General features: G+C 71.7%; 22 protein-coding genes and 1 pseudogene. 9 read left to right on the top strand and 14 right to left on the bottom strand.

All coding sequences use genetic code 11. The features are described from left to right. The first annotated feature begins 211 nt into the window (after positions 1-211). Positions 212-979, top strand: a complete 768-nt coding sequence (locus ACIHFE_RS21565; RefSeq protein ID WP_400108812.1) for an SDR family NAD(P)-dependent oxidoreductase — start codon at positions 212-214, stop codon at positions 977-979. A gap of 345 nt (positions 980-1,324) precedes the next feature. Here the strand turns inward: ACIHFE_RS21565 and ACIHFE_RS21560 are convergent, their stop codons facing one another. Beyond that, positions 1,325-2,611, bottom strand: coding sequence for a vanadium-dependent haloperoxidase (locus ACIHFE_RS21560; RefSeq protein ID WP_400108811.1), 1,287 nt, complete (start codon positions 2,609-2,611; stop codon positions 1,325-1,327). 626 nt (positions 2,612-3,237) lie between these two features. On the opposite strand from ACIHFE_RS21560, the gene ACIHFE_RS21555 reads away from it, so the two are divergent. Together ACIHFE_RS21555 and ACIHFE_RS21550 are read left to right on the top strand one after the other, a co-directional pair. Continuing rightward, the gene (locus ACIHFE_RS21555; protein ID WP_400108810.1) at positions 3,238-3,840 is read left to right on the top strand and encodes a sigma-70 family RNA polymerase sigma factor; all 603 of its coding nucleotides are present in this window, start codon (positions 3,238-3,240) and stop codon (positions 3,838-3,840) included. A gap of 25 nt (positions 3,841-3,865) precedes the next feature. Then, positions 3,866-4,660 (top strand): anti-sigma factor family protein, encoded by a 795-nt coding sequence (locus ACIHFE_RS21550; protein WP_400108809.1) that lies wholly within the window; start codon positions 3,866-3,868, stop codon positions 4,658-4,660. A gap of 355 nt (positions 4,661-5,015) precedes the next feature. On the opposite strand, the gene ACIHFE_RS21545 is transcribed toward ACIHFE_RS21550, so the two are convergent. Both ACIHFE_RS21545 and ACIHFE_RS21540 read right to left on the bottom strand, forming a co-directional pair. Further along, positions 5,016-5,501, bottom strand: coding sequence for an ATP-binding protein (locus ACIHFE_RS21545; RefSeq protein WP_400108808.1), 486 nt, complete (start codon positions 5,499-5,501; stop codon positions 5,016-5,018). Between the two features lie 821 nt (positions 5,502-6,322). Beyond that, positions 6,323-7,846 carry an aldehyde dehydrogenase family protein gene (locus ACIHFE_RS21540; protein ID WP_400108807.1) on the bottom strand — a complete coding sequence of 508 codons (1,524 nt, stop codon included), beginning with the start codon at positions 7,844-7,846 and terminating at the stop codon, positions 6,323-6,325. Between the two features lie 170 nt (positions 7,847-8,016). On the opposite strand from ACIHFE_RS21540, the gene ACIHFE_RS21535 reads away from it, so the two are divergent. Next, a complete protein-coding gene (locus ACIHFE_RS21535) occupies positions 8,017-8,265 on the top strand; it encodes a holin (protein WP_400108806.1) in 249 nt (82 codons plus the stop codon). Here the strand turns inward: ACIHFE_RS21535 and aceE are convergent. Beyond that, positions 8,250-10,901 carry a pyruvate dehydrogenase (acetyl-transferring), homodimeric type gene (gene aceE / locus ACIHFE_RS21530; RefSeq protein ID WP_400108805.1) on the bottom strand — a complete coding sequence of 884 codons (2,652 nt, stop codon included), beginning with the start codon at positions 10,899-10,901 and terminating at the stop codon, positions 8,250-8,252. The genes ACIHFE_RS21535 and aceE overlap by 16 nt on opposite strands. 431 nt (positions 10,902-11,332) lie before the next feature. Between aceE and ACIHFE_RS21525 the strand changes: the two genes are divergently transcribed. After that, positions 11,333-12,067: a hypothetical protein gene (locus tag ACIHFE_RS21525; RefSeq protein ID WP_400108804.1), complete on the top strand. Its 735-nt coding sequence runs from the start codon at positions 11,333-11,335 to the stop codon at positions 12,065-12,067. A gap of 173 nt (positions 12,068-12,240) precedes the next feature. Here the strand turns inward: ACIHFE_RS21525 and ACIHFE_RS21520 are convergent, their stop codons facing one another. Next, positions 12,241-12,417, bottom strand: coding sequence for a zf-HC2 domain-containing protein (locus ACIHFE_RS21520; protein WP_400108803.1), 177 nt, complete (start codon positions 12,415-12,417; stop codon positions 12,241-12,243). Positions 12,418-12,466: 49 nt separating this feature from the next. Between ACIHFE_RS21520 and ACIHFE_RS21515 the strand changes: the two genes are divergently transcribed. Then, positions 12,467-13,063: a sigma-70 family RNA polymerase sigma factor gene (locus ACIHFE_RS21515; RefSeq protein WP_400108802.1), complete on the top strand. Its 597-nt coding sequence runs from the start codon at positions 12,467-12,469 to the stop codon at positions 13,061-13,063. 202 nt (positions 13,064-13,265) lie between these two features. Here ACIHFE_RS21515 and ACIHFE_RS21510 read toward each other — a convergent pair whose 3' ends face one another. Genes ACIHFE_RS21510 through ACIHFE_RS21495 form a run of 4 tightly spaced genes read right to left on the bottom strand, consistent with a single transcriptional unit; the run spans position 13,266 to position 16,528 of the window. After that, positions 13,266-13,568 carry a hypothetical protein gene (locus ACIHFE_RS21510; protein WP_400108801.1) on the bottom strand — a complete coding sequence of 101 codons (303 nt, stop codon included), beginning with the start codon at positions 13,566-13,568 and terminating at the stop codon, positions 13,266-13,268. A gap of 40 nt (positions 13,569-13,608) precedes the next feature. After that, complete coding sequence (locus ACIHFE_RS21505) at positions 13,609-14,091, bottom strand: copper chaperone PCu(A)C (RefSeq protein ID WP_400108800.1); 483 nt, start codon at positions 14,089-14,091, stop codon at positions 13,609-13,611. After that, the gene (locus ACIHFE_RS21500; RefSeq protein WP_400108799.1) at positions 14,088-16,319 is read right to left on the bottom strand and encodes a heavy metal translocating P-type ATPase; all 2,232 of its coding nucleotides are present in this window, start codon (positions 16,317-16,319) and stop codon (positions 14,088-14,090) included. Before ACIHFE_RS21500 ends, ACIHFE_RS21505 begins: the two co-directional genes overlap by 4 nt. Continuing rightward, the gene (locus ACIHFE_RS21495) at positions 16,319-16,528 is read right to left on the bottom strand and encodes a hypothetical protein (protein WP_400108798.1); all 210 of its coding nucleotides are present in this window, start codon (positions 16,526-16,528) and stop codon (positions 16,319-16,321) included. The genes ACIHFE_RS21500 and ACIHFE_RS21495 overlap by 1 nt, the downstream gene beginning before the upstream one ends. Before the next feature lie 220 nt (positions 16,529-16,748). On the opposite strand from ACIHFE_RS21495, the gene ACIHFE_RS21490 reads away from it, so the two are divergent. Beyond that, positions 16,749-17,999 (top strand): cytochrome P450, encoded by a 1,251-nt coding sequence (locus tag ACIHFE_RS21490; protein WP_400108797.1) that lies wholly within the window; start codon positions 16,749-16,751, stop codon positions 17,997-17,999. Positions 18,000-18,102: 103 nt separating this feature from the next. Next, complete coding sequence (locus tag ACIHFE_RS21485; protein ID WP_400108796.1) at positions 18,103-19,035, top strand: L-tyrosine/L-tryptophan isonitrile synthase family protein; 933 nt, start codon at positions 18,103-18,105, stop codon at positions 19,033-19,035. Between the two features lie 152 nt (positions 19,036-19,187). Here ACIHFE_RS21485 and ACIHFE_RS21480 read toward each other — a convergent pair whose 3' ends face one another. Genes ACIHFE_RS21480 through ACIHFE_RS21470 form a run of 3 tightly spaced genes read right to left on the bottom strand, consistent with a single transcriptional unit; the run spans position 19,188 to position 22,117 of the window. Further along, positions 19,188-19,997: an ABC transporter ATP-binding protein gene (locus ACIHFE_RS21480; RefSeq protein WP_400108795.1), complete on the bottom strand. Its 810-nt coding sequence runs from the start codon at positions 19,995-19,997 to the stop codon at positions 19,188-19,190. After that, positions 19,994-20,995, bottom strand: a complete 1,002-nt coding sequence (locus ACIHFE_RS21475; protein ID WP_400109272.1) for a FecCD family ABC transporter permease — start codon at positions 20,993-20,995, stop codon at positions 19,994-19,996. Before ACIHFE_RS21475 ends, ACIHFE_RS21480 begins: the two co-directional genes overlap by 4 nt. Positions 20,996-21,052: 57 nt before the next feature. Further along, complete coding sequence (locus tag ACIHFE_RS21470; protein WP_400108794.1) at positions 21,053-22,117, bottom strand: ABC transporter substrate-binding protein; 1,065 nt, start codon at positions 22,115-22,117, stop codon at positions 21,053-21,055. A gap of 149 nt (positions 22,118-22,266) precedes the next feature. Between ACIHFE_RS21470 and ACIHFE_RS21465 the strand changes: the two genes are divergently transcribed. Beyond that, a complete protein-coding gene (locus ACIHFE_RS21465; RefSeq protein WP_400108793.1) occupies positions 22,267-22,998 on the top strand; it encodes a PIG-L deacetylase family protein in 732 nt (243 codons plus the stop codon). 15 nt (positions 22,999-23,013) lie between these two features. Here the strand turns inward: ACIHFE_RS21465 and dhaM are convergent, their stop codons facing one another. Next, entirely contained in the window at positions 23,014-23,511 is a 498-nt protein-coding gene (gene dhaM / locus ACIHFE_RS21460; RefSeq protein WP_400109270.1) for a dihydroxyacetone kinase phosphoryl donor subunit DhaM, read from the bottom strand. Next, positions 23,485-24,099, bottom strand: a pseudogene (gene dhaL, locus ACIHFE_RS21455) (dihydroxyacetone kinase subunit DhaL); the annotation flags it as partial. The gene dhaM and the pseudogene dhaL, both read right to left, overlap by 27 nt. Between the last annotated feature and the right edge of the window lie 263 nt (positions 24,100-24,362).

The raw sequence follows: 24,362 nt of genomic DNA, 5'->3' as shown, positions 1-24,362 counted from the left end.
TCCCGCCCGCCGTCCGTGGGACATACGGGTCATCGAGTGCCGCCGTTCGATGGGTGCGGCGGTCGGTCCGATGCGGCTGTCGTCGGCTGGGAAACCTTCCTTGCGGGCGTAGCGGAAGATACGCCCCGGCCTGAAGAGCAACCCGGTGTCGTGCGCGTTCCGAACCGCTTGCCCGTCGTTCACCTGGGTGATTGCAGGAAGGACCCTCGAGGTGTCTGATCCCGTCGTCCTCATCACGGGCGCGCTTACCGGTATCGGCCGCGCCACCGCCTTGGCGTACGCCCGTCAAGGCGCGAACCTTGTGGTCTCCGGCCGCCACGAGGACGTGGGCGAGCAGTTTGCCAGGGAGCTGGCCGACCTCGGTGCCCCGGCCGAGTTCGTGCGCGCCGACGTCCGCTTCGACGCCGAGGTGAAGGACCTCGTCGACCGTGCGGTCGCGCGGTTCGGGCGGGTCAATGTCGCCTTCAACAACGCCGGCACCGAGGGAACACCCGGCCCCATCACCGAGGTGACCGACGAGAGTTACCAGGCCACCTTCGATACCAACGTCAAGGGAACGCTGCTGTGCCTGAAGCACGAGTTCCGGGTCATGAGGGAACAGGGCGGCGGCAGCATCGTCAACGTCAGCTCCGGCTACGGTCTGATGGGTTACCCCGGGGCGGCCTTGTACGTCGGGAGCAAGCACGCCGTCGTCGGCATCACCAAGGCGGCCGCACTCGAAGGCGCCGCTTACGGTATCCGGGTAAACGCGGTCGCGCCCGGCTACACCCGGACCGCTATGTACGAGCGGTTCACCGGCGATGACACGGCGCGTGACGCGGTCGATTCGGTGCTGCCCATGCACCGGGCGGGTGCCCCGGAGGAGATCGCCGAGGCCGTCCAGTACCTGGGTTCCGGCCAGGCGAGCTACGTCACCGGGCACATCCTCGTTGTCGACGGGGGCCTCATGGCGGGCGGGCCGCTGTTCCCGAGCACGTGAATGGCGGGGGACGGCGCAAGCCGTGTCGGCCTCGGCGGTGCGGCGTCCGCTTGACGGGATCCTTCCGGTGCTCATCACCGGCCAAGACCGTGCGGACCGTCGCCGGCGTGGGAAGTCGGATGCGGCCGATGCACAGAACGCGGCCTGGGCGGTGCTGAGCGGGCGGGGACACGCCTGGGCCAAGTCCGGTGACGCCCGGTGCAGTTGGCCCGGATGTTCACACTCGCCAAGGGCTCGGCGGCCAAGGCCCGCACAATGTTCGGGCCAGCTGTACCCGATACGCTGGGTACAGCTGGCCCTGGGCCAGAGCCATGCGGCGCGTTGATGCCGCACGGCCGTGGGCAGTCAGATGTGTCGGGCCACGAAATCGGCGACCTGCGTGCCGAGTTGCTGGCCTGCCCGGTTGTCGATGGAGGTGTGCTGGCCGGCCCATATCCGGCTGAGCCATGCTTCGGTGGCGGCTTGTTGGAAGCCGGCGAAGGTTCGGGAGACGCCCTTCGATGTCACCACGAGGTGGTGCTGTGCACCGTAGAACCTGGTGAGCGTTGTTGCCGCCGCCTGGCTGAGAGCGCCGTGGGCGGCGGGGTAGGACGGATCCGGGGCGGTCGGCAGCAGGGGGGTCCAGTTGGGATCGCCATCGATGCGCGGGTTGTAGTGCGTACCGCCGAGCCGGATGGCGGTCACGGGCCGCCATACGTGGTAGGCGTACTTGGCGTCGTACATCGCGATCGTGGTGTCGGCGAGGGACAGGTTGAGCTGGGCGAAGACCTTCACCGCCTGGTCCAGGCTTGCGTGCTGGGAGGTGACGAGGTCCTGCGCGATCTGATTCCAGACGTTCCAGAGGGGCGCCGCCGCCCAGAACTTCCCGGCTGCGGTCTGATCGGGGGTGCGGGTGGTACTGGTCTTGCTCCCCAGGCTCTTGACCTCATTCAGGGCTGTGGCGTATTCGGCGGTGCTGACGGCCGACGGCGGCGCCGGGCGGAACTGGCTTCCTTTGGCCAGCACGAATGGCTTGACCGAGCCCCAGTTGGTGAACACCGGTGTGGGGAAGTCGGGCGGTGTGGGCCGGTAGCCGCCGGCCACGTTGCCGGGACTGAACGGCGGCGGCTTGGCCGAGGACCCATCATGGGATCGCAAGCTGATCAGTCGGCGGGCGACCTCGGCTCCCACGCGAGTGCCCGCCTGCTTACCGGGGTCGTTGGGAATCGCGGACAGCTGGCTGCTCAGCCGCCGGTCCACGCTTGCGCTCTTGGCCGGGTACAGGGCCACCAGCACATCGTGGGCTGCTTGGTCCGCTGCGGCATCCGCACGGGCGCCTCGCGGCGCCGACACCGAGAACAAGTAGGCAGGGCCGGTCCGGTTGACCGATACCACCGCGTCGTACTCGGCGGCCTGAAGGAGCGCGAAGCTGCGCGTGGGGTGGATGGTGGGCGGTTGGGCCTTCGGATCGCTCAGGACGGTAATGAGCTCACGGTTCCACTCCACGACCGACATCCCGGAGGGCGGGGCGGCGGCGCGCAGGGTTGGGGAGTGATCAGATGTGGTGGCGGCGGACGCGGGGGCCAGGCCAGTGAGTCCGGCTGCCAGCGCAGTTCCGGTCAGAACAGCGAGTATCTTGTGCTTCCCGTTCATTTTCTGTGGCTCCCTGTGATGGGTGATGGGCTGGGGCAATCGGTGGCCACGCACTTCGACCACGTGGGCCACTTCGGGCCAGACGGTCACCGGCACCACTGAACGAGCGTGTGCCGCAAAGAAGTACCCCGGGCGCCTGCTCCGGAGCCCGACTGGGCCATAAAGCCAGTTCCGTCTGCCCAGTAGTGGCGCTTGTTCATTTCCACGGGCGGCGGACGCCATACGGTTCGACGGACTCGCACCCGTCGCGCCGTGGCCGTGATCATGTGGGGTTGCCGGCCTGGTAGGCGGGGGTGGCGTGGTCACGTCCGGTGGCGTCCGCCGAGGCCTCGCATCGCGAGGACCGTGCGGACCGGTTGCTGCGATGAGTCGCGCCCCGCGCCAACCCCAGCCCACAGCAGGCTGATCCGCCCACCGGGCGGTCCATGCCGCAGGTGCCCGAGCCCGGTTTGTTGGAGCAACTGCTCTGGCAGAGAGCCGCAGCGCATGGTCGGGAGGCGTGTGCATGGGCCGCACGGTGGGGCGGCCCCGAGGGGGTTCCACGGGTGCCGGGGGGTTGCGCGGTTCGGCGCGTAAGTGTCTTTTGTGAGATTTCAAATGTTTGCGCAATATGCGATGATCGTCTTATGGCGTGGAGTCTCCGGAAGCGCGGTCCAACGAGTGAGCCGGATCGCTCCGCGAACCGTGTCTCTGATACGGGGACCATTTCCCGCGCTGACGAGGAACTGCTCCGCATGCTGTACGCGGAGCATGCCGGGCCGCTGTTTCACTTCGCCCTGCGACTGACCTCAGGAGACTGGCAATGGGCCGAGGATGTCGTGCAGGAGACACTGCTGCGGGCCTGGCAGCACCCGGCGGCGTTCGACCCCGAGCGCGGACCGGCTCGGGCGTGGCTGTGCACGGTTGCCCGGCATCTGGTCATCGACGCCCACCGGGCCCGCCGGGCCAGGCCGACCGAGGTCGATGGCGAGGCGCTGGAACGGGTCGCGGAGCGGACGTCCGGGGAAGACGAGATCGAGCAGGCGCTGCAAAGCTGGGCGATGGCCGACGCCATCCGGACTCTGTCCCCGGACCACCGGGCCGTGCTGCTGGAGACGTACTACAAGGGCCGGACGATGGTCGAGGCCGCGGAGGTGCTCGACATTCCGGTAGGCACCGTGAAGTCGCGGACGTACTACGCCTTGAAGGCGCTACGGCTGGCGCTGCAGGAACGGGGTATCGAGCCGTGACAGCGGCGTGGAGGAGGTGCGGACCATGAATGGCGACCATGACGCCGTCCGGTTCTCCTTGGGTGGATACGTGCTGGGAACACTGTCCCCGGCGGAGGCGAAGCAGGTGCGCGCCCACCTCGCGGAATGCGACGAGTGCCGGGCCGAGCATGCCGAACTGGCGGGGTTGCCCGCGCTGCTCGCGACGGTCAGCGTGGCCGAGGCCGAGGCCGCAGGGGAGGCCGCGCCCGCAGCAAGCGAGGAACTGGCCGACCGGCTCGTACGGCGGGCCGCGGAAAGCGCGCAGCCGCAGCCTGCGGCCGCTGCCGTACCGGGCGTACCGCGGCGATTCGAGCAAACCCGGCTTGACCGGTTGCTCCAGCAGGCCGCGTACCGACGTCGTACCGTCTGGCGGAGGCAGCTGGTGGCGGTCGCCGCGGCCACGACGCTCATCGCGGCGGCGGCGTCGGGCGGCACGTGGCTGGCCGTCATCGCGTCCACGAGCAGCCAGGTGGCACAGCCCGCACCGACGTCACCGGCTCCGGCTCGCACTTTGTCTGCAAGCGACCCCACCACTGGCGTGTCCGCCTCGGTGAAGGTCTCGCCCGCCGCCTGGGGCAGCGCCCTGCAGGTCTCGGCCAAGGGAGCGCCCCCCGGGATCACGTGCAGGCTGCAAGCGGTCGGGGTCACGGGCGCCACGGCGACCGCCGCCACCTGGCAGGCGGGCAGGTACCCGGGCGACGCCATGATCTTCGGGACGGTACCCATGTCCCCAGGAACGATCAGTCACTTCGACATCTACGCCGGCAACGGCCAGAAGCTCCTCACCATCCCGGCGTGATGCCTCGGCCCGGCTCGTACCTCATGGCCGGCGGTGTGCTCGCGCAGATTGCGCTGGCTCGATGCCGTTCATGCCGGGCATGTGGGCGTCCATCACCACGAGATCGGACAGGTGCCTGCTCGACGGCGGACCGCCCGTCCTGCGCCCCGGCGACAACGAGATCACACGGCTGGGACTGGCGTGGATCACCGGCTTTATCGACCATTTCGCCCTCGAACCCCGCCGGCAACCCCTGGTGCACATGTCTTGGGACCTCATAACGCGCGAACCGCCGCCCGGCAAAAGCCGGACGGCGTGCATTCGGTCGGCATGTGAGCAACACGGTGACGTGGTAACCGAAGCTCACCGAGTTCGGTCATGCCGAGCACTGAAGGCAGGCGTGTACTTCGCGGCCGTCCAGAGCTTGGTGGACCTCGGTCGATTGCGCGAGGCACTCGATGATGCCGTTGCCGCGGCCGTGTTCGTCCGGAGCGACGTCACGGCGAGGGCGGTCTATGTCGGCTCCGAAGTCGATGACCACGATGTGCAGCGTGTGGTGGTCGAGGGCCAGTTGCAGCGTCATGTACTCGTGGCCGTATCGGGCGGCATTGGCGGCGAGCTCGTCGACGATGAGGACGGCGGAGTCCCGCTCGTCCTGGGGAATGCTCCAGTTCTCCAGCAGGTCCGCAGTGAGGTGACGGGCGGCGGAGACATGTGCTTCCTGCGCCGGCAGGGTGAGCAGCGCCTGGCGGCGGCAGTCTCGCGGGGGCGGTGTGGGCCGGGAGCGCTGCGGGCCTCGGTTTGTGGCGTGGGGGCGAGCGTCGCGGACGCTGCGCGCGTCTGCCGGGAGTCGCTGGATCATTTCAGCTCACTCCTTGCGGATGGGAGGGGGGAGAGGAGGAGATCTCGTGAATACCAGCGCTTGTCTACTTTCACGTGCGGCAGGCGTCATCGGGTTCAGCGCATTCATGCCCTTCGTTCGATTGAGACCGTGTTCTATGTGATGAGGTGGACGTTGGCCGAACATGGGGCGGTTACGTGGAGTTGGATCGTTCCGGACGGGCTGTGGGAGATCGAAAGGCCGCTGATCCCGCAGGAGTGGGTGCGGCCGCAGGGCGGCGGGACACCGAACACTCCGCTATGTCGCCTGAGAGGTCTTCGACCTGGTCAGGCCCTCACCGTCAGGTCCCCGTCATAGGGGCAAGGGCGGCGATCCTCTGTCGGACTCGGTCTCCAGGGTGATCCTGGAGCGAGCACTACCTGGGCCTGTGGCGGTTCGACGGCTCGGGCCGCCGGGTGTTCGAAGCCGACCAGCGCAGGCTGGAGCCGGGCCGGCCGTTTCTGCGCCACCTGGCCGAGTGGCGATACGAGCAGGAGGATCTCCCTGATCTTTCGGACGAAGCCTTGAGACGAACCATCGATCTGTACCCGGACGGGAAGAACAGCCAGGGCCTGTACCCACGTGGGCGGCGCGGCGGGGCGAGCCATACGCCGGTCGACCTGCCGCGTGACCTTTGGTGGCTGCCCGTTCCGGAATTCGGGCGCTGGGAACACCTCCTGACGGCGCCCCAGTTCGGGCTGCGGGCAACGTTCAAGACCGTCGAGGAGACGTCTGCTCCGAGCGGGCCGAGCGGAAGGCGCCTGACGGGCAAAAGCCCAGGGCAGGCGCCTTTTCTTGGGCCCTTAGAAGAAGCCGAGTTTCTTCGCCGAGTACGACACGAGAAGGTTCTTGGTCTGCTGGTAGTGCTCCAGCATCATCCTGTGCCCCTCCCGCCCGATCCCCGACTGCTTGTAGCCGCCGAAGGCGGCGTGGGCCGGATAGGCGTGGTAGCAGTTGGTCCACACCCGGCCGGCCTGGATGGCGCGGCCTGCCCGGTAGGCGGTGTTGGTGTCGCGGGTCCAGACGCCGGCGCCCAGGCCGTAGAGGGTGTCATTGGCCAGGGAGATGGCGTGGTCGAAGTCGGCGAAGGGGGCCACGGCGACCACGGGGCCGAAGATCTCCTCCTGGAAGATGCGCATACGGTTGGTGCCCTCGAAGATGGTGGGCTCCACGTAGTAGCCGCCCTCCAGCTCGCCGCCCAGGGCGGCGCGGGAGCCGCCGGTGAGGATGCGGGCGCCTTCCTGCTTGCCGATGTCCAGGTAGGAAAGGATCTTCTCCAGCTGGTCGTTGGAGGCCTGGGCACCGGTCATGGTGGCGGTGTCCAGCGGGTGGCCGGGGACGATGGCCTCGGTGCGGGCGATGGCCGCCTGGAGGAAGGCGTCGTAGTGGCCGCGCTGGATCAGGGCGCGGGACGGACAGGTGCAGACCTCGCCCTGGTTGAGGGCGAACATGGTGAAGCCCTCCAGGGCCTTGTCCAGGAAGTCGTCCTCGGCGGCCGAGACATCGTCGAAGAAGATATTGGGGCTCTTGCCGCCCAGTTCCAGGGTGACCGGCTTCAGGTTCTCCGAGGCGTACTGCATGATCAGGCGGCCGGTGGTGGTCTCCCCGGTGAAGGCGATCTTCGCCACCCGGGGGCTGGCGGCCAGCGGCTTGCCCGCCTCCACCCCGAAGCCATTGACCACATTGACCACGCCCGGCGGCAGCAGGTCGGCCACCAGGCCCAGCCAGACATGGATGGAGGCGGGCGTCTGCTCGGCCGGCTTGAGCACCACGGTGTTGCCCGCGGCCAGGGCCGGGGCCAGCTTCCAGGCCGCCATCAGCAGCGGGAAGTTCCACGGGATGATCTGGGCGACCACGCCCAGCGGCTCATGGAAGTGGTAGGCGACGGTGTCCTCGTCCAGTTGGGAGAGGCTCCCCTCCTGGGCGCGCAGCACGCCCGCGAAGTAGCGGAAGTGGTCGATGGCCAGCGGGATGTCGGCGGCCAGAGTCTCCCGGACCGGCTTGCCGTTCTCCCAGGACTCGGCCACCGCCAGTGGCTCCAGATGGGCCTCCATGCGGTCGGCGATGCGCAGCAGGACGGCCGACCGCTCGGCCGGCGAGGTGCGCGACCAGGCCGGTAACGCCGCGTGCGCCGCGTCCAGCGCGCGCTCCACGTCCTCGGCCGTGCCCCGGGCCACCTCGGTGAAGGGCCGGCCGTTGACCGGGGTGGGGTTCTCGAAGTAGCCCCCCTGGGCGGGCGCCACATAGTCGCCGCCGATCCAGTGGTCATAGCGGGAGCGGAAGGAGACCAGGGCGTCGGGGGAGCCCGGGGAGGCGTAGCGGGTCATGGTCGTGGACCTCCTGCGACGGTGCCACCCGCACCATCGCGGGCGGCGGACGGCAGGAAGCTACCCCTCGGGCCGCCGCCATAGCCCTGATCACTGTGGTGTACACATCAGTAAAAGACCGTTCCCGTTGCCTGAGGCCCCGTCAGGCCCGTGCAGAAATAGGTGAATTCATGAACAAGAAGGTGCTCATCGACATAGCCGAGCGCACCCTCGCCGCGTATGTGACCACCTTCCTCGGCCTGATCCTGGCCGATGGCTTCGACCTCACCAGCGTCTCGGCGCTCAAGGCGGCCGCCATCGCCGCGCTGCCGGCCGCCCTCTCGGTGATCAAGGGGGCGCTCGGCAGGTTCATCGGCGACAAGGACAGCGCGGCCTGGCTGCCGGCGCGGGATTCCCGGAGTTCTCAGTCCAGTTCGTAACGCCGGGCCGCCTCGCGCACCGTCTCCGGCTTGACCTCGCCGCGGCGGGCCAGGGCGGCCAGCGCCGCCACGGTGACCGATTGCGGGTCCACCCCGAAGTGGCGGCGGGCGGCCTCCCGGGTGTCGGAGAGGCCGAAACCGTCCGTGCCCAGGGACGTCCAGTCCTGCTCCACCCAGGGCGCGATCTGGTCCGGAACCGCGCGCATCCAGTCGCTCACCGCCAGCACCGGTCCAGGCGCGTCCCGCAGCACCCGGGTCACATAGGGGATCCGGTCCTCGCCGTGCAGCCGGGCCGCGTCACAGGCGAGCGCGTCGCGGCGCAGCTCGGTCCAGGAGGGGGCGGACCATACATCGGCCGCCACGCCCCAGTCGCCGGCCAGCAGCCGCTGGGCGTCCAGCGCCCAGTGCACGGCCGTGCCGGAGGCCAGCAGTTGCAGGCGCGGCGCGTCGGCGGGCAGGCCGGCGGCGGCCTCCCGGTAGCGGTAGAGGCCCTTGAGGATGCCCTCGGTCACACCCTCGGGCATGGCCGGCTGGACCTTGGGCTCGTTGTAGACGGTCAGGTAGTAGAAGACGTCCTCGGCCTCGGGGCCGTACATCCGGCGCAGTCCCGCACGGACGATGACCGCGATCTCATAGGCGAAGGCCGGGTCGTAGCCGAGGGTCGCCGGATTGGTGGAGGCGATCAGGTGTGAGTGGCCGTCGGCGTGCTGGAGTCCCTCCCCGGTCATGGTGGTGCGGCCCGCGGTGGCCCCGATGACAAAGCCGCGTCCCAACTGGTCGGCCAGCGCCCAGAACTGGTCGGCGGTGCGCTGCCAGCCGAACATCGAGTAGAAGATGTAGAAGGGGATCATCGGCTCGCCATGAGTGGCGTACGAGGTGGCGGCGGCGGTGAAAGAGGCCAGTGAACCGGCCTCGGTGATGCCCTCGTTGAGGATCTGGCCGTCCTTTGCCTCCTTGTAGTACAGGAGTTGGCCGCGGTCCACCGGGTCATAGGTCTGTCCGGCGGGCGAGTAGAGGCCGGCCGAGGGGAAGAGCGACTCCATGCCGAAGGTGCGGGCCTCGTCGGGCACCACGGGCACCCAGCGCCGGCCGGTCTCCTTCTCCCGCATCAGGTCCTTGACCAGCCGGACGAATGCCATGGTGGTGGCGATCTCCTGGGCTCCGGAGCCCTTCTCCAGCGCGGCGAAGGGCTGGTCGGAGGGCTGGGGCAGCGGCCTGGGCCGCACGGTGCGGGCGGGCGCCGTCCCGCCCAGCGCGGCCCGCCGTTCGCGTAGGTAGCGCACCTCGGCGGAGCCGGCCCCGGGGTGCGCGTACGGCATGCTCCCGCCGTCCAGATCCCGGTCGGGGATGGGGAGTTCCAGCAGGTCCCGCAGGGCGCGGAACTCCTTGCCGGTGAGCTTCTTCATCTGGTGGTTGGCGTTGCGGGACTCAAAGCCCGGGCCGAGGGTGTAGCCCTTGACGGTCTGCGCCAGGATCACCGTGGGCACGCCGGTGTGCTCCACCGCGGCCCGGTAGGCGGCGTACACCTTGCGCGGCTCATGGCCGGCCCGCGAGGTGTGGAACAGCTCCAGCAGTTCGCCGTCGGTCAGGCCGGCGCCCAGTGCGCGCAGCGCGGGGCCGGTGCCGAAGAAGTGGTCGCGGATATAGCCGGCGTCCCGGGTGGCATAGGTCTGGAACTGGGCGTCCGGCACCTCGCCCAGCCGGGCCGTCAGCATGCCCTGGGTGTCCCGGGCCAGCACACGGTCCCAGGCGCTGCCCCACAGGGACTTGATCACCTGCCAGCCGGCCGCGCGGAACTGCGCCTCCAGCTCCTGCACGATCTTGAAGTTGGGGCGGACCGGGCCGTCCAGCCGCTGGAGATTGCAGTTGACCACGAAGACCAGGTTGTCCAGGCGTTCGCGCCCGGCCAGGGCGAGTGCGGCGGTCGACTCCGGCTCGTCCATCTCGCCGTCGCCCAGGAACGCCCACACCCGGGAACGCGAGGTGTCCTTGATGCCGCGGTGCTCCAAGTAGCGGTTGAAGCGGGCCTGGTAGATCGCGGAGAGCGGGCCCAGGCCCATGGAGACGGTGGGGAACTCCCAGAACCAGGGCATACGGCGCGGGTGCGGGTAGGACGGCAGGCCGTCGCCCGCCGCCTCCTGCCGGAAGCGGTCCAACTGCCCCTCGGTCAGGCGGCCTTCGAGAAAGGCGCGGGCATAGATCCCGGGGGAGGCGTGGCCCTGGAGGTAGAGCTGGTCGCCCGAGCCGTCGTCCTTGCCGCGGAAGAAGTGCTGGAACCCGGTCTCATAGAGCCAGGCCGCCGAGGCGAAGGTGGCCAGGTGCCCGCCCAGCCCGGCACGCTGGTTGCCCCGGCTGACCATGGCGGCCGCGTTCCACCGGTTCCAGGCGGTGATCCGGTGCTCCAGCGCCTCGTCGCCCGGGTAGGGCGGTTCGGCGGCGGTCGGGATGGTGTTGAGGTACGGCGTCCTGAGCAGCGGGGGGACGTCCAGTCCGGTGTGCCCGGCGTGTTCCACGGTCCGGTGCAGCAGCTGGGCCGCGCGGTGCGGGCCGGCGTGCCGGGCGGCCGCGTCCAGTGACTCCCGCCATTCGGCGGTCTCGGACGGGTCCGGGTCGGGCAGTTGGTCGAGCTGGGCCACGGTTGGATCCCCTTTCGCTTCCGGATGGAACCTCATTGTTCCGTCAATCGGAATCCATTTTCCGTGATCGATGATCGATCATTCGAGGCGAGGGGTCAAGGGCCTTGGTCCGGCCTCAGCGAGGGCCCTCGGCCCGGCCTCGGACGGAACAGCGGAATCCGGGGTTTCACACCGGGTGTGCGGCAGCGCACTCCAAACCGGCCCGTACACACGCTCCCGGCGCACGCCACCGCACGGGACCCTTTTCCTGCGAGTCCCACTGGCGCGACGGGACCGGGCTGCCGGTCGTCCCCCCGAGCCGGCGGCCCGCCGCCCCGTACCGCCGGGCGGACGGTACGGGGCGGAGCCATGCGTCCGAGCGGGGGGAAGCGGACCGATCACCCGCACCCGGCCGTCGCGCGGCTCGGGGCGGGTGCAACGATGTGCACGTCATGAGTGCGGGACAGCGGGCGGAGCAGGGACCCAGGGCGTTGCGGGCCATGGTGTTCGCAGCGGTCTGTGTGCTGCTCGCGGCCCTGGGCCACGCGGTGATGTCCGGCAGCGATGTCCCCTGGTGGGCGGTGGCGGTGGCGCTGTCCGGTACCGCCGGCTGCGCCTGGTTCCTGGCCGGCCGGGAACGCGGCCCACTGCTGGTCACCCTGGCCACCGTGGGTGCGCAGGCCGGCCTCCATCTGTTCTTCTCGCTGGCGCAGACGGTCGCCCAGGGCGCCGGGCCCGCCGCCGTGGCCCAGCGGATGGCCATGAATCCCGGCCGGATGCTGTGCGGCGCGCACGGCATGACCGCACAGACCATGACCGGCGGCCACTCCATGACCATGGGGCACGCCATGTCCGGCATGCCCATGGGCGCAATGGACGGGATGGATGTGATGCCGGCGCACACCGGGCACGGCGCGGCCGGCATGTGGTCCGCGCACCTGCTGGTGGCGCTGGTCTGCGGGATCTGGCTGTCCGGCGGCGAACAGGCCGCTTTCCGGCTGGGCCGCGCGGTGGGGGCCCGGCTGTTCGCCCCGCTGCTGGTCCTCTTCCACGGCCCGGTGTCCGCCCCGTGCCCGCCGCGCATCCGCGGCGGCCTGGGGCGCGCCGCGCAGCGGCTGCGGCAGCTGCTGTACGCCCATGTCCTGGTCACCCGGGGTCCGCCCGCGGCCTGCGCCGCCCTCGGCTGAGCCCACGACCTGGCACAACGGGTCCATGGGGCTCGTCGACGGCGGCCGGTGAAGGCCGTAACCGTCACCGGGCCGGGCACGCCGAGGCGTCGCCGGGGCCCGGATTCCAGGAAGGACCCAGGGCGATGACCCCTGCCCGTACGCCGTTCTCAGACCTGTTCACAGCCCCGGCCTCAGCCGAGGCCGAGGCCCGCCGCGAGAATCTTCAGCCGCCGGGCGCGTTCGCCCCAGCCGCGGCACTCGGCACAGTCCCGCAGATGCGCGTCCAGCGCCGCCCCGGACACCCCCGGCGGCAGTTCCTCCCCGTCGACGCGGGCGGATATAGCGGTACGAAGCTCACTGCAGTGCACCCCGCCATGGTCTCCGGCGCGCGCCGGGCGCAGTCCACCGGGGGCCGCGGTGCGTGACGACGAGACGGTGACCACCTGGGCGCTGGCGGCACGGACCGGCGATGCCGAAGCGGTGGAGCACTTCATCCGGGCCACCCAGAGCGATGTGCGGCGGTATGTCGCCCGGCTCAGCAATGACCCGCAGGGTGCGGACGACCTGGTGCAGGAAACCTATCTGCGGGCGCTGCGGGCCCTGCCCCGCTTCGAGGGCCGCTCCTCGGCCCGTACCTGGCTGCTGTCCATCGCCCGCCGCACGGTGGTGGACCGGCTCCGGTTCAACGCGGCCCGGCCCCGGCTGTCGGACACCGATGACTGGCAGTCGGCGGCCGAACGCGCCCAGCCCGCGGAACTGCCCGGTTTCGACGAGGGCGTGGCCCTCTCGCAGTTGCTGGACCGGCTGCCCTATGAGCGCCGGGAGGCCTTTGTACTGACCCAGTTGCTGGGGCTGCCGTACGCGGAGGCGGCGCTGGTCGCCGGCTGCCCGGTCGGCACGGTGCGGTCCCGGGTGGCGCGGGCCCGGGAGGCGCTGATCGGCCAGCTGGAGACCGCCGAGCGGGCTGCGGCGGAGCGGGTTCGGGTTCCGGTGCTGATGGCTGCCGCCGACTGAGTGGGGGGCGTCGGGATCGCCGGGTGCGCCCGGTGGTCCCGCCGGGGGCGCCCCTGAGGCCCTGTCCGACGGCTGCCCGGCGGCACCATCGCCGGGTCGGGGTGCCCCCGTGCCGTCGAGTGCGGGCCGTCGGTGGCTGGTCGTGCCCACGCGGCGGAGCCGCATCATGCAACTGCCCCGCGCCCCTTATGGGGCGCCCCCCTCAGCCTTGGTAGAAGCGGAACCGGCTGCCATTGGGCAGCCCCAGCCGGGCTCGCAGGCGGATGCTCTCCCGCGCGTCGGGCAGCGTCAGGTCGGTGCCGGACTCGGCGAGACGGGCCAGCCGCTGCCCCCGGTAGCGGAAATAGACGCGCAGGCGGTGCTCGCCCGGCGGCAGGTCGAGTGCCTGGTCGCCCCACTTCGCGGGGCGCTCCGCCCCGTCGATCTCGACGACGGGCCGGGTGAACGAGTGGTGGAACCAGGCCGCCAAGGGCGCGGGGCGTATCGACAGCAGCAAAGTGGTCACCGGGAGAGTCGATCACGTGGGTGCCCCAGGCGCCAGACCCTCAGCCGTTGCCCGGCCGCACCACTTCCGCGGTCACCCGTACCACTCCGCTCCTGGCGAAGGTCAGCACCAGCGGCAGCCGGTCACCCAGGCGCAGCCGGGGCGGGCGGGTGATCATGATGTCCAGATCATGGGGCGACATGGTCAGCGAACCATGCGCCCTGATCACCGCCGACTGAACCATTTCCATATGGCTGACCGCGTTGCGGGTGACCGTCCGGCTGAGCATCGCCCCGTCCGCCGAGGGCGCGTCCACGTCCAGCAGCCGGTCGTCCTCGTCGCCGTTGTTGCGCAGCCGGACGAAGGCCGCGGTGTCATCGGTGCCGAAGGGCAGCAGCACCCGGGCGCCGGAGGCGGTGACCTCCGCCGGGTGGCCGGCCGCCCCGGACGCCGTCCAGGCGCCGAGTCCGCCCAGGGTCAGGGCGCAGGCGCCCAGCGGTACCAGTGCCGCCCGCAGGGCGCGCAGCGGGGCCGGGATCCTCATCGGACCGCCTTTCGTCGGGTCGGGACGGGCTGCCAGGTGCGCAGCCGCAGGCTGTTGCCCACCACCAGCAGGGAGCTGACGGACATCGCGGCCGCCGCGAACATCGGGCTGAGCAGCCCTACCGCGGCCAGCGGCACGGTGACCAGGTTGTAGCCGAAGGCCCAGGCCAGGTTGGCCCGTACGGTCAGCGAGGTGCGCCGGGCCAGCCGCACCGCGTCGGCCAGCGCGCCCATGTCCTCGCGGACCAGGGTGACATCGGCGGCGCCGATCGCCGCGTCGGTGCCACTGCCCATGGCGATGCCCAGGTCCGAACCGGCCAGCGCGGCCGTGTCATTGACGCCGTCCCCGATCACCGCCACCCGGTGGCCGAGTGCGCGCAGCTCGCGCACCAGGGCCGCCTTCTCCTCGGGCGTGGCCCGGGCGTGCACCTCGTCGATGCCCAGCTCGGCGGCGACCGCGCGAGCCGTGGCCGGGCTGTCACCCGTGGCCAGCACCGGCCGCAGGCCCAGCCGCTTGAGGTGGTCCACGGCCCGGTAGGCATCGGTGCGCACCGTGTCGCCCAGGGCGATCACCGCCTGGGGTTCGCCGTCCACCGTGACCAGTACGGCCGTGCGGCCCAGCTCCTCGGCCTCCCGCACGGCGGCCGCCAGCACCCCGGGCAACTCGGGCCCGGGGCGGCCGGCTTCCACCCGGTGGCCGTCCACGGTGGCGGTCACGCCCAGTCCCGGCACGGCCCGGAAGTCCTCGGCGGCCGGCAGCGGCCCGGGCACCTGGGCCAGGATCGCCCGGCCCACCGGGTGTTCGGAGCCGGCTTCGGCGGCTGCGGCCAGCCGCAGCACCGCCTCGGCGCCCGGGCCGTCCGGGTGCGCCGTGACCCCGGTGACGGCCATGGCGCCGGTGGTGAGGGTGCCGGTCTTGTCCAGCACCACGGTGTCCACCCGCCGCAGCCCCTCCAGCGCCTGCGGCCCGCGGACCAGGATGCCCAGGCCCGCGCCCCGGCCGGTGGCGGCCAACAGGGCGGTGGGGGTGGCCAGTCCCAGCGCACAGGGGCAGGCCACCACCAGCACCGCCACCGCCGCGGTGACCGCGGCCTGCGGGCTGGCGCCGGCGCCCAGCCAGAAGCCGAGCACCGTGACCGCCACGGTGAGCACGGCCGGGACGAACACCCCCGCCACCGCGTCGGCCAGCCGCTGCACCCGGGCCTTGCCCGCCTGGGCGTCCGCCACCAGGCGGGCGATCCGGGCCAGTTGGGTGTCGGCGCCGACCGCCTCGGCCCGTACCCGGAGCACCCCGCCGGAGTTGACCGCTCCGCCGATCACCGAGGCGCCGGGTCCGGCCTCCACCGGGGCGCTCTCCCCGGTCACCAGCGACAGGTCCAGTGCCGAACTGCCCGAGACCACCACGCCATCGGTGGCCACCCGCTCACCGGGCCGCACCATGAAGTGGTCGCCCACCCGCAACTCGGCGATGGGCACCCGGCGTTCGGTCCCCCCGCTGTGCACCACCACGTCCTTGGCGGCCAGCGCGGCCAGCGCGCGCAGCGCCGAGCCGGTGCCATGCCGGGCCCGTGCCTCCAGCAGCCGGCCGGTCAGTACGAACAGCGGTACCCCGACCACCGCCTCCAGATAGACATCGGCGGTGCCGCCCATCACCGAGGGCGTCAGCGAGAACGGCATCCGCATCCCCGGCCGCCCGGCCCCGCCGAAGTACAGCGCGTACACCGACCAGGCGTAGGAGGCCAGTACACCCAGCGACACCAGGGTGTCCATGGTGGCCGTGGCGTGCCGTAGCCCGCGCAGTGCCCGCTGGTGGAACGGCCAGGCACCCCAGGCGGCCACCGGGGTGGCCAGCGCGAAGCACAGCCACTGCCAGTGGGTGAACTGCCAGGCGGGCACCATGGACAGCACCAGCACCGGCACCGACAGCACCGCGGTGATCAGCAGCCGGGTCGACTCCTGCCCGGACGACGGGAGTTCGGGGTCCTGGGGGCGTTCCGGCTCCGGGAGGGACGCGGTGTAGCCGGCGCCCTCCACCACGGCCATCAGCTCGGCGGCGGTCACCGCCGGCGGATGGCTGACCCGGGCCCGGCCGGTGGCCAGGTTGACGCTGGCGCTGACCCCGTCCAGCCGGCCGAGCTTCTTCTCCACCCGCGCCACACAGGCGGCGCAGGTCATCCCGCCGACGACCAGTTCGGTCTCGATAGCGGCGGTGGTGGTGCTGGTGGTCATCAGTGGCCCATCCCCGGCATGTCGTGCGAGCCTCCGCCACCGCCCCCGGAACCGGAGCCCGGAGCGGATCCGCCGCCGGTGCGGTGCATACCGGGGGCCACCGGACCGGCCGCCGACCCGGCGGCGTAGGCGGCGCCGAAGACCACGGCCAGCAGCAGCACAAAGCCGGTCAGCGCGGCGTAGGGAGTAAGTGGATGACGAGCGGTCATCGACGCATCGTGGCATGTCCGGGCGGTTCACAGGCAACCCGCGCCGCCGGTATGGCGCGTGAGGATTGTCCCTTTCGCGGCCGGGAACCGGCGGGCCCCGCCGGCCGACTACCAACAGATCACGGGCCTGCCCCGGACGGCTCGTACGAATGTCCGGGAACTCATCGCGGGCGCCGTCCGACTTCCTCAGGGCCCACGTCGTCACAAGGAGCCCGCCACCGTGCAGCCGCCGCCCGAACCCGTACCCCTCTACGGCCCCGACTACAAGCGGGACCCCTATCCGCTGTACGCCCGCCTGCGCGAGGCGGGCCCCATCCACCGGGTGCTCTTCCCCAGCGGGGTACGGGCCTGGCTGGTCACCGGGCACGCGGCCGCCCAGCGCACCCTGGCCGACCCCCGGCTGGGCAAGAACCACGCACGGGGCAACGACCGCTGGCGCGCCAAGGCTTCGATCATGCCGGAGCCACAGCACTCCCAGCTCCAGGTCCACCTGCTGCACCAGGACCCGCCCCAGCACACCGTGATGCGCCGGCTGATCACCGATGCCTTCGCCCCGCGCCGGGTGGAGCGGCTGCGTCCGCGCTTCGAGGCGATGGCGGAGCAACTCCTGGACGCCATTCCCGAAGAGGCCCCCACCGTCGACCTGGTGCGCTGCTTCGCCGCTCGCTTCCCCTTCCAGGTGCTGGCCGAGGTCATCGGCCTGCCCCCGCACCTGGCCGCCCGCTTCCGGCGGGAGTGGGGCGGCGTGGTGGCCCCGGTCGGCCCCGACGATCCCGGCCGGCCCGCCTATGAGGCACTGCTGCGCGGCCTCCAGGAGTACATCGCCGAGGTGGTCGCCGACCGGCGCGCGGCACCCGGCGACGGACTGCTCAGCCGGCTGGTCACCGCCCGGGACGAGGGCGAACTGACCCCGCAGGAACTGGACTCCATGATCTTCCAGTTGCTGGTGGCCGGACAGGAGCCGGTGACCAACCAGATCACTACCGCGCTGGTCGCCCTGCTCCGCCGCCCCGACGCGCTGCGGCGCCTGCGGGACGAACCGGAACGGATGCCGGCCGCCGTGGAGGAACTGCTGCGCCTGGACAGCGCCTTTGAGCTCACCACCTGGCGGTTCCTCACCGAGGACGCCGAACTGCACGGCACCCGGGTACCGGCCGGCGACTCGGTGATCGTCTCGCTGTGCGCCGCCAACCGCGACCCCGAGCGCTTCCCCGACCCCGACACTCTTGACCTGGACCGGGCCCAGGGCCCGCACCTGGCCTTCGGCCATGGAGTCCACTTCTGCCCCGGCGCGGCCCTGGCCCGCATCGAACTCCAGGTGGCCCTGGGCGCCTTGCTGCGCCGCCTGCCCGGCCTGCGGCTGGCCGTATCCGAGGACGAACTGCCCTGGATCCCCGCCGTCCTGGGCCGGGGCGTGAGCCGCCTGCCCGTCGCCTTCGACCGCTCCGCCTGTCCGCACCTCCGTGGCTGACCCGCGTCTCCGTGGCTGACCCGCACCTTCGTGTAAGACCCGCACCTTCGCGCAAGACCCGCGCCTTCGTGGACGACCCGCACTCTCGTTGGATGACCCGCATATGACCTCGACAGCCCTGGTGGCACCCCCCGCGGTGGAGACCCGCGTGCTGAGCCTGCTGCTGCCCTACCACCGCACGCCCGGAGCGGCCTCGCCCGATCCCCTGGACCACCCGGAACAGCTTCGCCAGATACGGAAGTTCACCCGGGCCGGGGAGCCGGTGGTCTTCACCCTGCCCGGATTTCCCTGCAAGTCGCCCAACCCGGCCAAGGTGCTGGGCCATCTGCCGGACGAGGGGGAGCGGCTCTCCCTCGCCTTCCTGGACCGGCTCTGCGCCCGCATCGCGGAGATCTACCCGCCCGGCGCCCGGATGCTCATCTGCTCCGACGGCCATGTCTTCGCGGACCTGATCCAGGTGTCGGACGCGCATATCGACGCCTACGGCGATGAGTTGCGGGCCATGATCCGGCGGGCCGGGCTGGCCCATCTGGACACCTTCGACCTGCGCGCGGTCCATGGCGACCTGCCGTATGACACCAAACGCGCCCTGGTCACCGAGGAGTTCGCGCCCGCGTTGGCGGAACTGCGCGCCCAGGCCCGTACCGACGAGGAGACCGCCCGGCTGTACCGGGGCATCACCCGCTTCCTGGTGGAGGACACCGCCGACTTCCATGGCAGCCGCTCGGCCCTGCAACGGCAGTGCCGGGAACGGGCCTATGGGGTGATCGCCCGCAGCCGGGCCTGGGGCGAACTGATCGCATCCTGCCATCCGGAGACCGTACGGCTGTCCATCCACCCGCAGTCGCCGGGGGCGGCCAAGTTCGGCATCCGGCTGCTGGACGCGCCGGACGCCTGGGCCACGCCCTGGCATACGGCGGTGCTCCGGGAGGCGGACGGCCGGGCGCGGCTGATACGGCGGGCTGACGCGGAGCGGGTGGGGCGGCTGGTGTTCCGGGAGGGGCGGCCCAGCCACTTTGTGGCTTTGGGTGGCTGAGCGGTCCGGCTCCGCCGGGGGGTACGGGGCCTGGGCGGTGTCGCTGTCGTCTTTCGGGTGCGGGCCGTCCGTGGCTGGTCGCGCCCACGCGGCGGAGCCGCACAACGCAGCCGCCCCGCGCCCCTGATGGGGCGCCACGCGGCGGAGCCGCATTACCCAGTCGCCACGCGCTCCTGACGGGGCGCCGCCCGCACCGTCGCCCGGTGGTCGAAGGCGATCAACGGGTCACCGGTGAGCGGGTGTTCCACCACGGCGGCGCGGATGCCGAACACCTCCGCCAGCAGCTCCGCCGTGAGCACCTCCCGTGGCGTACCGGACGCCACCACCACACCCCCGTGCAGGACATGCAGCCGGTCGCAGACCGAGGCGGCCGCGTTGAGGTCGTGCAGGGACAGCAGCGTGGTGCGGCCCAGTTCCCGCAGTATGCCCAGGAGTTCCACCTGGTGCCGGACGTCCAGATGGTTGGTGGGCTCGTCCAGCACCAGCACCTCGGGGTCCTGGGCCAGGGCCCGGGCCAGCAGCACCCGCTGCCGTTCGCCGCCGGAGAGCGCCGAGAAGCGGCGTCCGCCGGCATCGTCCATGCCCACCCGGGCCAGCGCGGACGACACCGCCGTCCGGTCGGCCGGGTCATCGGCCGCGAAGGCCCGCTTGTAGGGGGTACGCCCCATGGCGACCACCTCGCGCACCGACAGCTCGAAGTCCGAGCCCCGTTCCTGGGGCAGCGCCGCCACCCGCCGGGCGGCCTGGGCGGCGCTGAGCGCGCGGACGTCCGTACCGCCGACCGTCACCAGCCCGGCATGCGGCCGCAGATGGCGGTAGACGGTGCGCAACACCGTGGACTTTCCGCTGCCGTTGGGGCCGATCAGCCCGGCGATCTCGCCCGGCTCGGCCACCACCCGCACGCCGGAGACGATGGTCCGTCCGGACAGCACCACCTCAAGGTCCTCGACACAGGTCCTCATGCCCGCTCCAGCCGTCGGTCCAGCAGATACAGCAGGGCGGGCGCGCCGACCAGCGCGGTCACCACCCCCACCGGCAGCTCCTGATCGGGCAGCGCGGTACGGGCGATGAGGTCCACCACCACCAGCAGCACCGCCCCGAACAGCGCCGAGAGCGGCAGCAGCCGCCGGTGGTCGCCGCCCACCACCATCCGGCAGACATGCGGCACCATCAGGCCGACAAAGCCGATGGCACCGGAGACCGACACCAGGACCCCGGTCAGCACACTGGTGACGACAAAGAGTTCGCGCCGCAGCCGGGCCACGTCCACCCCCAGACCGGCGGCCGTCTCATCGCCCATCAGCAGCGCGTTGAGCGCCCGGGCCCGGGCCGTCAGCAGCACCAGACCCAGCGCCACCGTGACGGCGGGCGCGGTCAGGGTGGACCACTGGGCGCCGCCCAGCGAGCCCATCAGCCAGAACAGCACCCCATGTGTCTGCTGGTCGTCCCCGGCCTGGAGCACCAGATAGTGGGTGAAGCCGGAGAGGAACTGTCCAATGCCCACCCCCGCCAGCACCAGCCGCAGCGGGGAGAAGCCGCCGCCGCGCCGGGCCACCGCCCACACCAGGGCGAAGGAGGCCAGCGCCCCGGCGAACGCGGCCGAGGACAGCCCCAGCCCCAGCGCGCCGCCCGTGCCCGCCCCCAGCACGATCGCCGAGACCGCGCCCAGCGAGGCACCGCTGGAGATGCCCAGCAGATAGGGGTCGGCCAGCGGATTGCGGACCAGTGCCTGGACGGCCGTACCGACCAGGCCGAGTCCCGCGCCCACCACGGCCGCCAGCAGCGCCCGGGGCACCCGCAGCCGCCAGACGATCAGGTCCTGGGTGCCCGGCACCGGGCCCTGGCCGCGCACCCCGCGCACCACCGCCGACCAGACCTGTCCCGGCGGCACATGGGTGGAGCCCAGGCACACCGAGGCGACCAGCGCGGCCAGCAGGGCGGCGGCCAGCGCGGCCGCCACCCAGCCGGTGCGCGGCGCCCGTCGCGTCTCGTCCAACTCCCGCGCGAGCGCGGTCACTTACTTCACCAGGTCCGGGTGCAGGGTGTGCGCGATCTCCCGGACGGTGTCCGCGCTGCGCACCCCGCCGATGGTGGTGAGCTCGGAGTTGAGGCGCAGGAAGTGGCCTTCCTTGACGGCCTTGAGGTCCTTGGTCGCCGGGAAGGACCTCAGGAACTCGGCGGCCTCGTCGAATGCCTTGTCATTGGCCTCCGCGCTGCCCCGGTTGCGGACCGCCAGCTGGATCCAGTCCGGGTTCTTGGCCACCACGTCCTCCCAGCCGACCGGCTTGAAGTCGCCCTCGCAGTCGGCGAACACATTGCGGCCGCCGCCCTCGGTGATCACCGCGTTGGCGACCTGCCGGTTGCACACCGCCATCGGCTGCTTGGTGCCCGCGTCGTAGTCGAAGAGGAAGTAGCTGGGCCGCTTGTCCTGGGGCACGGACTTCAGCGCACCGCGCACCGCGTCCGTCTTCTTCCGCATCCCGGCGACCAGTTCGGCGGCGCGCGCGGAGGTGCCGGTCACCTTGCCCAGCTGCTCGATGTCGGCCTCCACCCCGGACAGGTCGGTGCGCGGCGCCTTGTTCATCGCCGCACAGGCGGTGGACTTGAGGAAGACCCGCCTGATGCCCGCGGCCCTGAACTCCTCGGGGGTGGGCGCGTCGCCCATCTTCCCCATGTTCTTCATGGAGGAGAAGGAGTCGATATAGAGGTCGGCGCCGGAGGCCAGCAGCTTCTCCTTGGGAATCACCGTCCTGCCCAGCACCGGCACCTTGGCACCCTGGGCGGCCAACTGCCCGGGCAGTGCGCCCTTTCCGGGCGGGAAGCCGGTGCCGGCCACCCGGTCGCCCGCGCCCAGCCACAGCAGCAGCTCCAGAGCGGAGGCATTGCTGGTGACGATCTTCTTGGGCGCCGCATCAAAGGTGGTCTTGGCACCCATGCAGTCGGTGACGCTCACCGGGAAGCCGGCGCTCTGCGCGCCCGCCTCGGCGGTCTTCCCAGCAGCGCCCTCGTCCGAGCCACCGCCACAAGCCGTCGCCGTCAGGGCCACCGCGGCCAGCACGCCGCACCACGCACCAGGGCGCATCAAAAACACTCCAGGAACTCGTTTCACAGGGACCCGAGGTAACGGATCCCGGAACAGGTAGTCGGCCGGTACCCGCCCCGAGTTCCCGTCCCAATGCGATGATCTTGGAAGCGCCCGTTCGCTGACTCCACCCGCTGAGGAGGAACCGCATGGCCGAGCAACTCCGGGAGATGCCCACCGACTGGCGCCGCGCCCTGGCGATCGTCGCCCACCCCGACGATCTGGAGTACGGGGCCGCGGCCGCCATCGCCACCTGGCTGGACGACGGGCGCGAGTGCGCCTATCTGCTGGCCACCGTCGGCGAGGCGGGCATCGACACCCTGCCGCCCGCCGAAGCCGGGCCGCTGCGGGAGCGGGAACAGCGGGAGAGCGCCGCCGCGGTGGGGGTGAGCACGGTGGAGTTCCTCGGGTACCCCGACGGCGTCATCGAGTACGGCACCGCGCTGCGCCGGGACTTCGCGGCCGCCATCCGCCGGCACCGGCCCGAGCTGGTCATCACCCTCAATCACCATGACACCTGGGGCGGCGTCGCCTGGAACACCCCCGACCACCGGGCGGTGGGCCGGGCCACGCTGGACGCGGTGGGCGACGCGGGCAACCGCTGGATCTTCCCCGAGCTGGTGGAGCAGGGCCTGATGCCCTGGAACGGGGTGCGCCATGTGGCCGTGGCGGGTTCGCCCCAGCCGACCCATGCGGTGGACGCCCGGGCCGGACTGGACCGGGGAGTGGCCTCGCTGCTGTGCCACCGCACCTATATCGAGGCGCTGACCCAGGAGGACCCGGAGCGCTACGCCCGCTCCTTCCTGGAGGGCGGTATGGCCGCCGTGGCCGAGCGCTTCGGCGGGCGCCCGGCCGTCCCCTTCGAACTGTTCAGCCGCTGAGGCCGCCCACCGGGCTCACAGCTTCCGGTAGGTCCGGGCGTCCTCGGCCGCGGCCAGCACCGCGGCCAGGTCGCCGCCCGCCGAGGCGGTGACGGCCGCCGCCACGGCGCCCTCCACAAAGGGGGTGTCCGCGATATGCACCTCGCCGTGAGCCTCGCCCAGCTCCGGCAGCAGTTCCCGGACGGTGAGCACCGCACTGCCCATATCGCAGACGACCACCACCCCGGCTCCCTGGTCCGCCGCCCGGACCGCCTTGCGGACCAGTTCGGCGCTGGTGCCGGTCCTGCCGTCCGGGAGTCCGCCGGCCGGTGCGACCGGTGCCGGGTCACCCGTGCCCACCAGGGCCTTGGCCAGGGCGCCGGTGGCGGTGGCCACCTCCCGGCTGTGCGAGACCAGCACCAGTCCCACCCGCCCGGGCTCCTTGGGCCGCTCCTGCTTGGCCACCGCCAGCGGCTCCGGCTCCACCGCGCACAGCTCCGGGTCGGTCGCCTCGTACAGCGCCGTGACCAGCATCGCCGAAGAGGCGGCCCCCGGATCCAGGTGGCCGATGCTCCGCTCGCCCAGATAGCTGGCCCGGCCCCGCCGGGCCCGCAGCGGAACCGTCGCCCGCGCACCGTCCCGGGCCGCCCGGGCCGCCGCGTCCAGCGCGGCCGCCGCGTCCTGCCCGTCCTGGACGGCGGCGGCATAGGCATCGGCCGCGGGCTGCAGCGCGTCCACCATCGTCTTGTCGCCCGGCGCCGAGTCGCCCAGCCGACGAACGCTGGCCACCGCCGCCGCCAGCGCCTTGCCCAGGAGGGCCGGTTCCACCACCGGCTCCTCGCCGAGGACCTTGCCCATCCGGCGCAGCACTGTGCCGAACAGCGGGCCGGAGGCCCCGCCCACCGTATTGGTCAGATGCGCCCCGACGGCGGTGAGCAGCGCACCGGGGGTATCGGCGGTGAGCTGTGCCACGGAGGTGAAGCCGCGCTTGAGATTGGCGCCGTGGTCGGCGTCGCCGATGGCGGCGTCCAGGTCGGTGAGGTACGGGGCCTGGACGGTGATCACTCGGGTGGCGCGGTCCAGGAAGCGGCGGAAGAAGTCCAGGTCGAGCGTGGCGGTCATCGCTGGCGAGCTCCTTGGTGGCGGCGGGACGGGGTTGGCACGCTAGCCGAGCCGGGGGAGTAGCGGTTGGTGGGCGGTGGGTGAGTTCGGGGGGTGTGGGGTGTGAGCCCGCCCATGAGACCTGGCTCACTTACGAGTCTCTTTAGTGATAACCGAGGGCCGGAGGGAGCGAGTTGGCGGGGTGTGGCCGGGTTTCAGCATGAGGTTTGGTCGTAGGTCACACCCTTTGCCAGGGGGTTTTTGCGTCGCTAAGACTGGTCGGG

Origin of the sequence: Streptomyces sp. NPDC052396 (genome assembly GCF_044593195.1) — a bacterium.
Classification (GTDB): domain Bacteria; phylum Actinomycetota; class Actinomycetes; order Streptomycetales; family Streptomycetaceae; genus Streptomyces.
Note: the sequence above shows the minus strand (reverse complement) of the source record. Positions and strands in the feature narration are given on the sequence as shown.

Coding starts and splice junctions, on each gene's coding strand:
- ACIHFE_RS21495 (WP_400108798.1), bottom strand. CDS start 16,528: ATGACCGCTCGTCATCCACTTACTCCCTACGCCGCGCTGACCGGCTTT.
- ACIHFE_RS21525 (WP_400108804.1), top strand. CDS start 11,333: ATGAGTGCGGGACAGCGGGCGGAGCAGGGACCCAGGGCGTTGCGGGCC.
- ACIHFE_RS21470 (WP_400108794.1), bottom strand. CDS start 22,117: ATGCGCCCTGGTGCGTGGTGCGGCGTGCTGGCCGCGGTGGCCCTGACG.
- ACIHFE_RS21555 (WP_400108810.1), top strand. CDS start 3,238: ATGGCGTGGAGTCTCCGGAAGCGCGGTCCAACGAGTGAGCCGGATCGC.
- ACIHFE_RS21505 (WP_400108800.1), bottom strand. CDS start 14,091: ATGAGGATCCCGGCCCCGCTGCGCGCCCTGCGGGCGGCACTGGTACCG.
- ACIHFE_RS21540 (WP_400108807.1), bottom strand. CDS start 7,846: ATGACCCGCTACGCCTCCCCGGGCTCCCCCGACGCCCTGGTCTCCTTC.
- ACIHFE_RS21550 (WP_400108809.1), top strand. CDS start 3,866: ATGAATGGCGACCATGACGCCGTCCGGTTCTCCTTGGGTGGATACGTG.
- ACIHFE_RS21535 (WP_400108806.1), top strand. CDS start 8,017: ATGAACAAGAAGGTGCTCATCGACATAGCCGAGCGCACCCTCGCCGCG.
- ACIHFE_RS21465 (WP_400108793.1), top strand. CDS start 22,267: ATGGCCGAGCAACTCCGGGAGATGCCCACCGACTGGCGCCGCGCCCTG.
- dhaM (WP_400109270.1), bottom strand. CDS start 23,511: ATGCTGGTCACGGCGCTGTACGAGGCGACCGACCCGGAGCTGTGCGCG.
- ACIHFE_RS21500 (WP_400108799.1), bottom strand. CDS start 16,319: ATGACCACCAGCACCACCACCGCCGCTATCGAGACCGAACTGGTCGTC.
- ACIHFE_RS21560 (WP_400108811.1), bottom strand. CDS start 2,611: ATGAACGGGAAGCACAAGATACTCGCTGTTCTGACCGGAACTGCGCTG.
- ACIHFE_RS21545 (WP_400108808.1), bottom strand. CDS start 5,501: ATGATCCAGCGACTCCCGGCAGACGCGCGCAGCGTCCGCGACGCTCGC.
- ACIHFE_RS21480 (WP_400108795.1), bottom strand. CDS start 19,997: ATGAGGACCTGTGTCGAGGACCTTGAGGTGGTGCTGTCCGGACGGACC.
- ACIHFE_RS21485 (WP_400108796.1), top strand. CDS start 18,103: ATGACCTCGACAGCCCTGGTGGCACCCCCCGCGGTGGAGACCCGCGTG.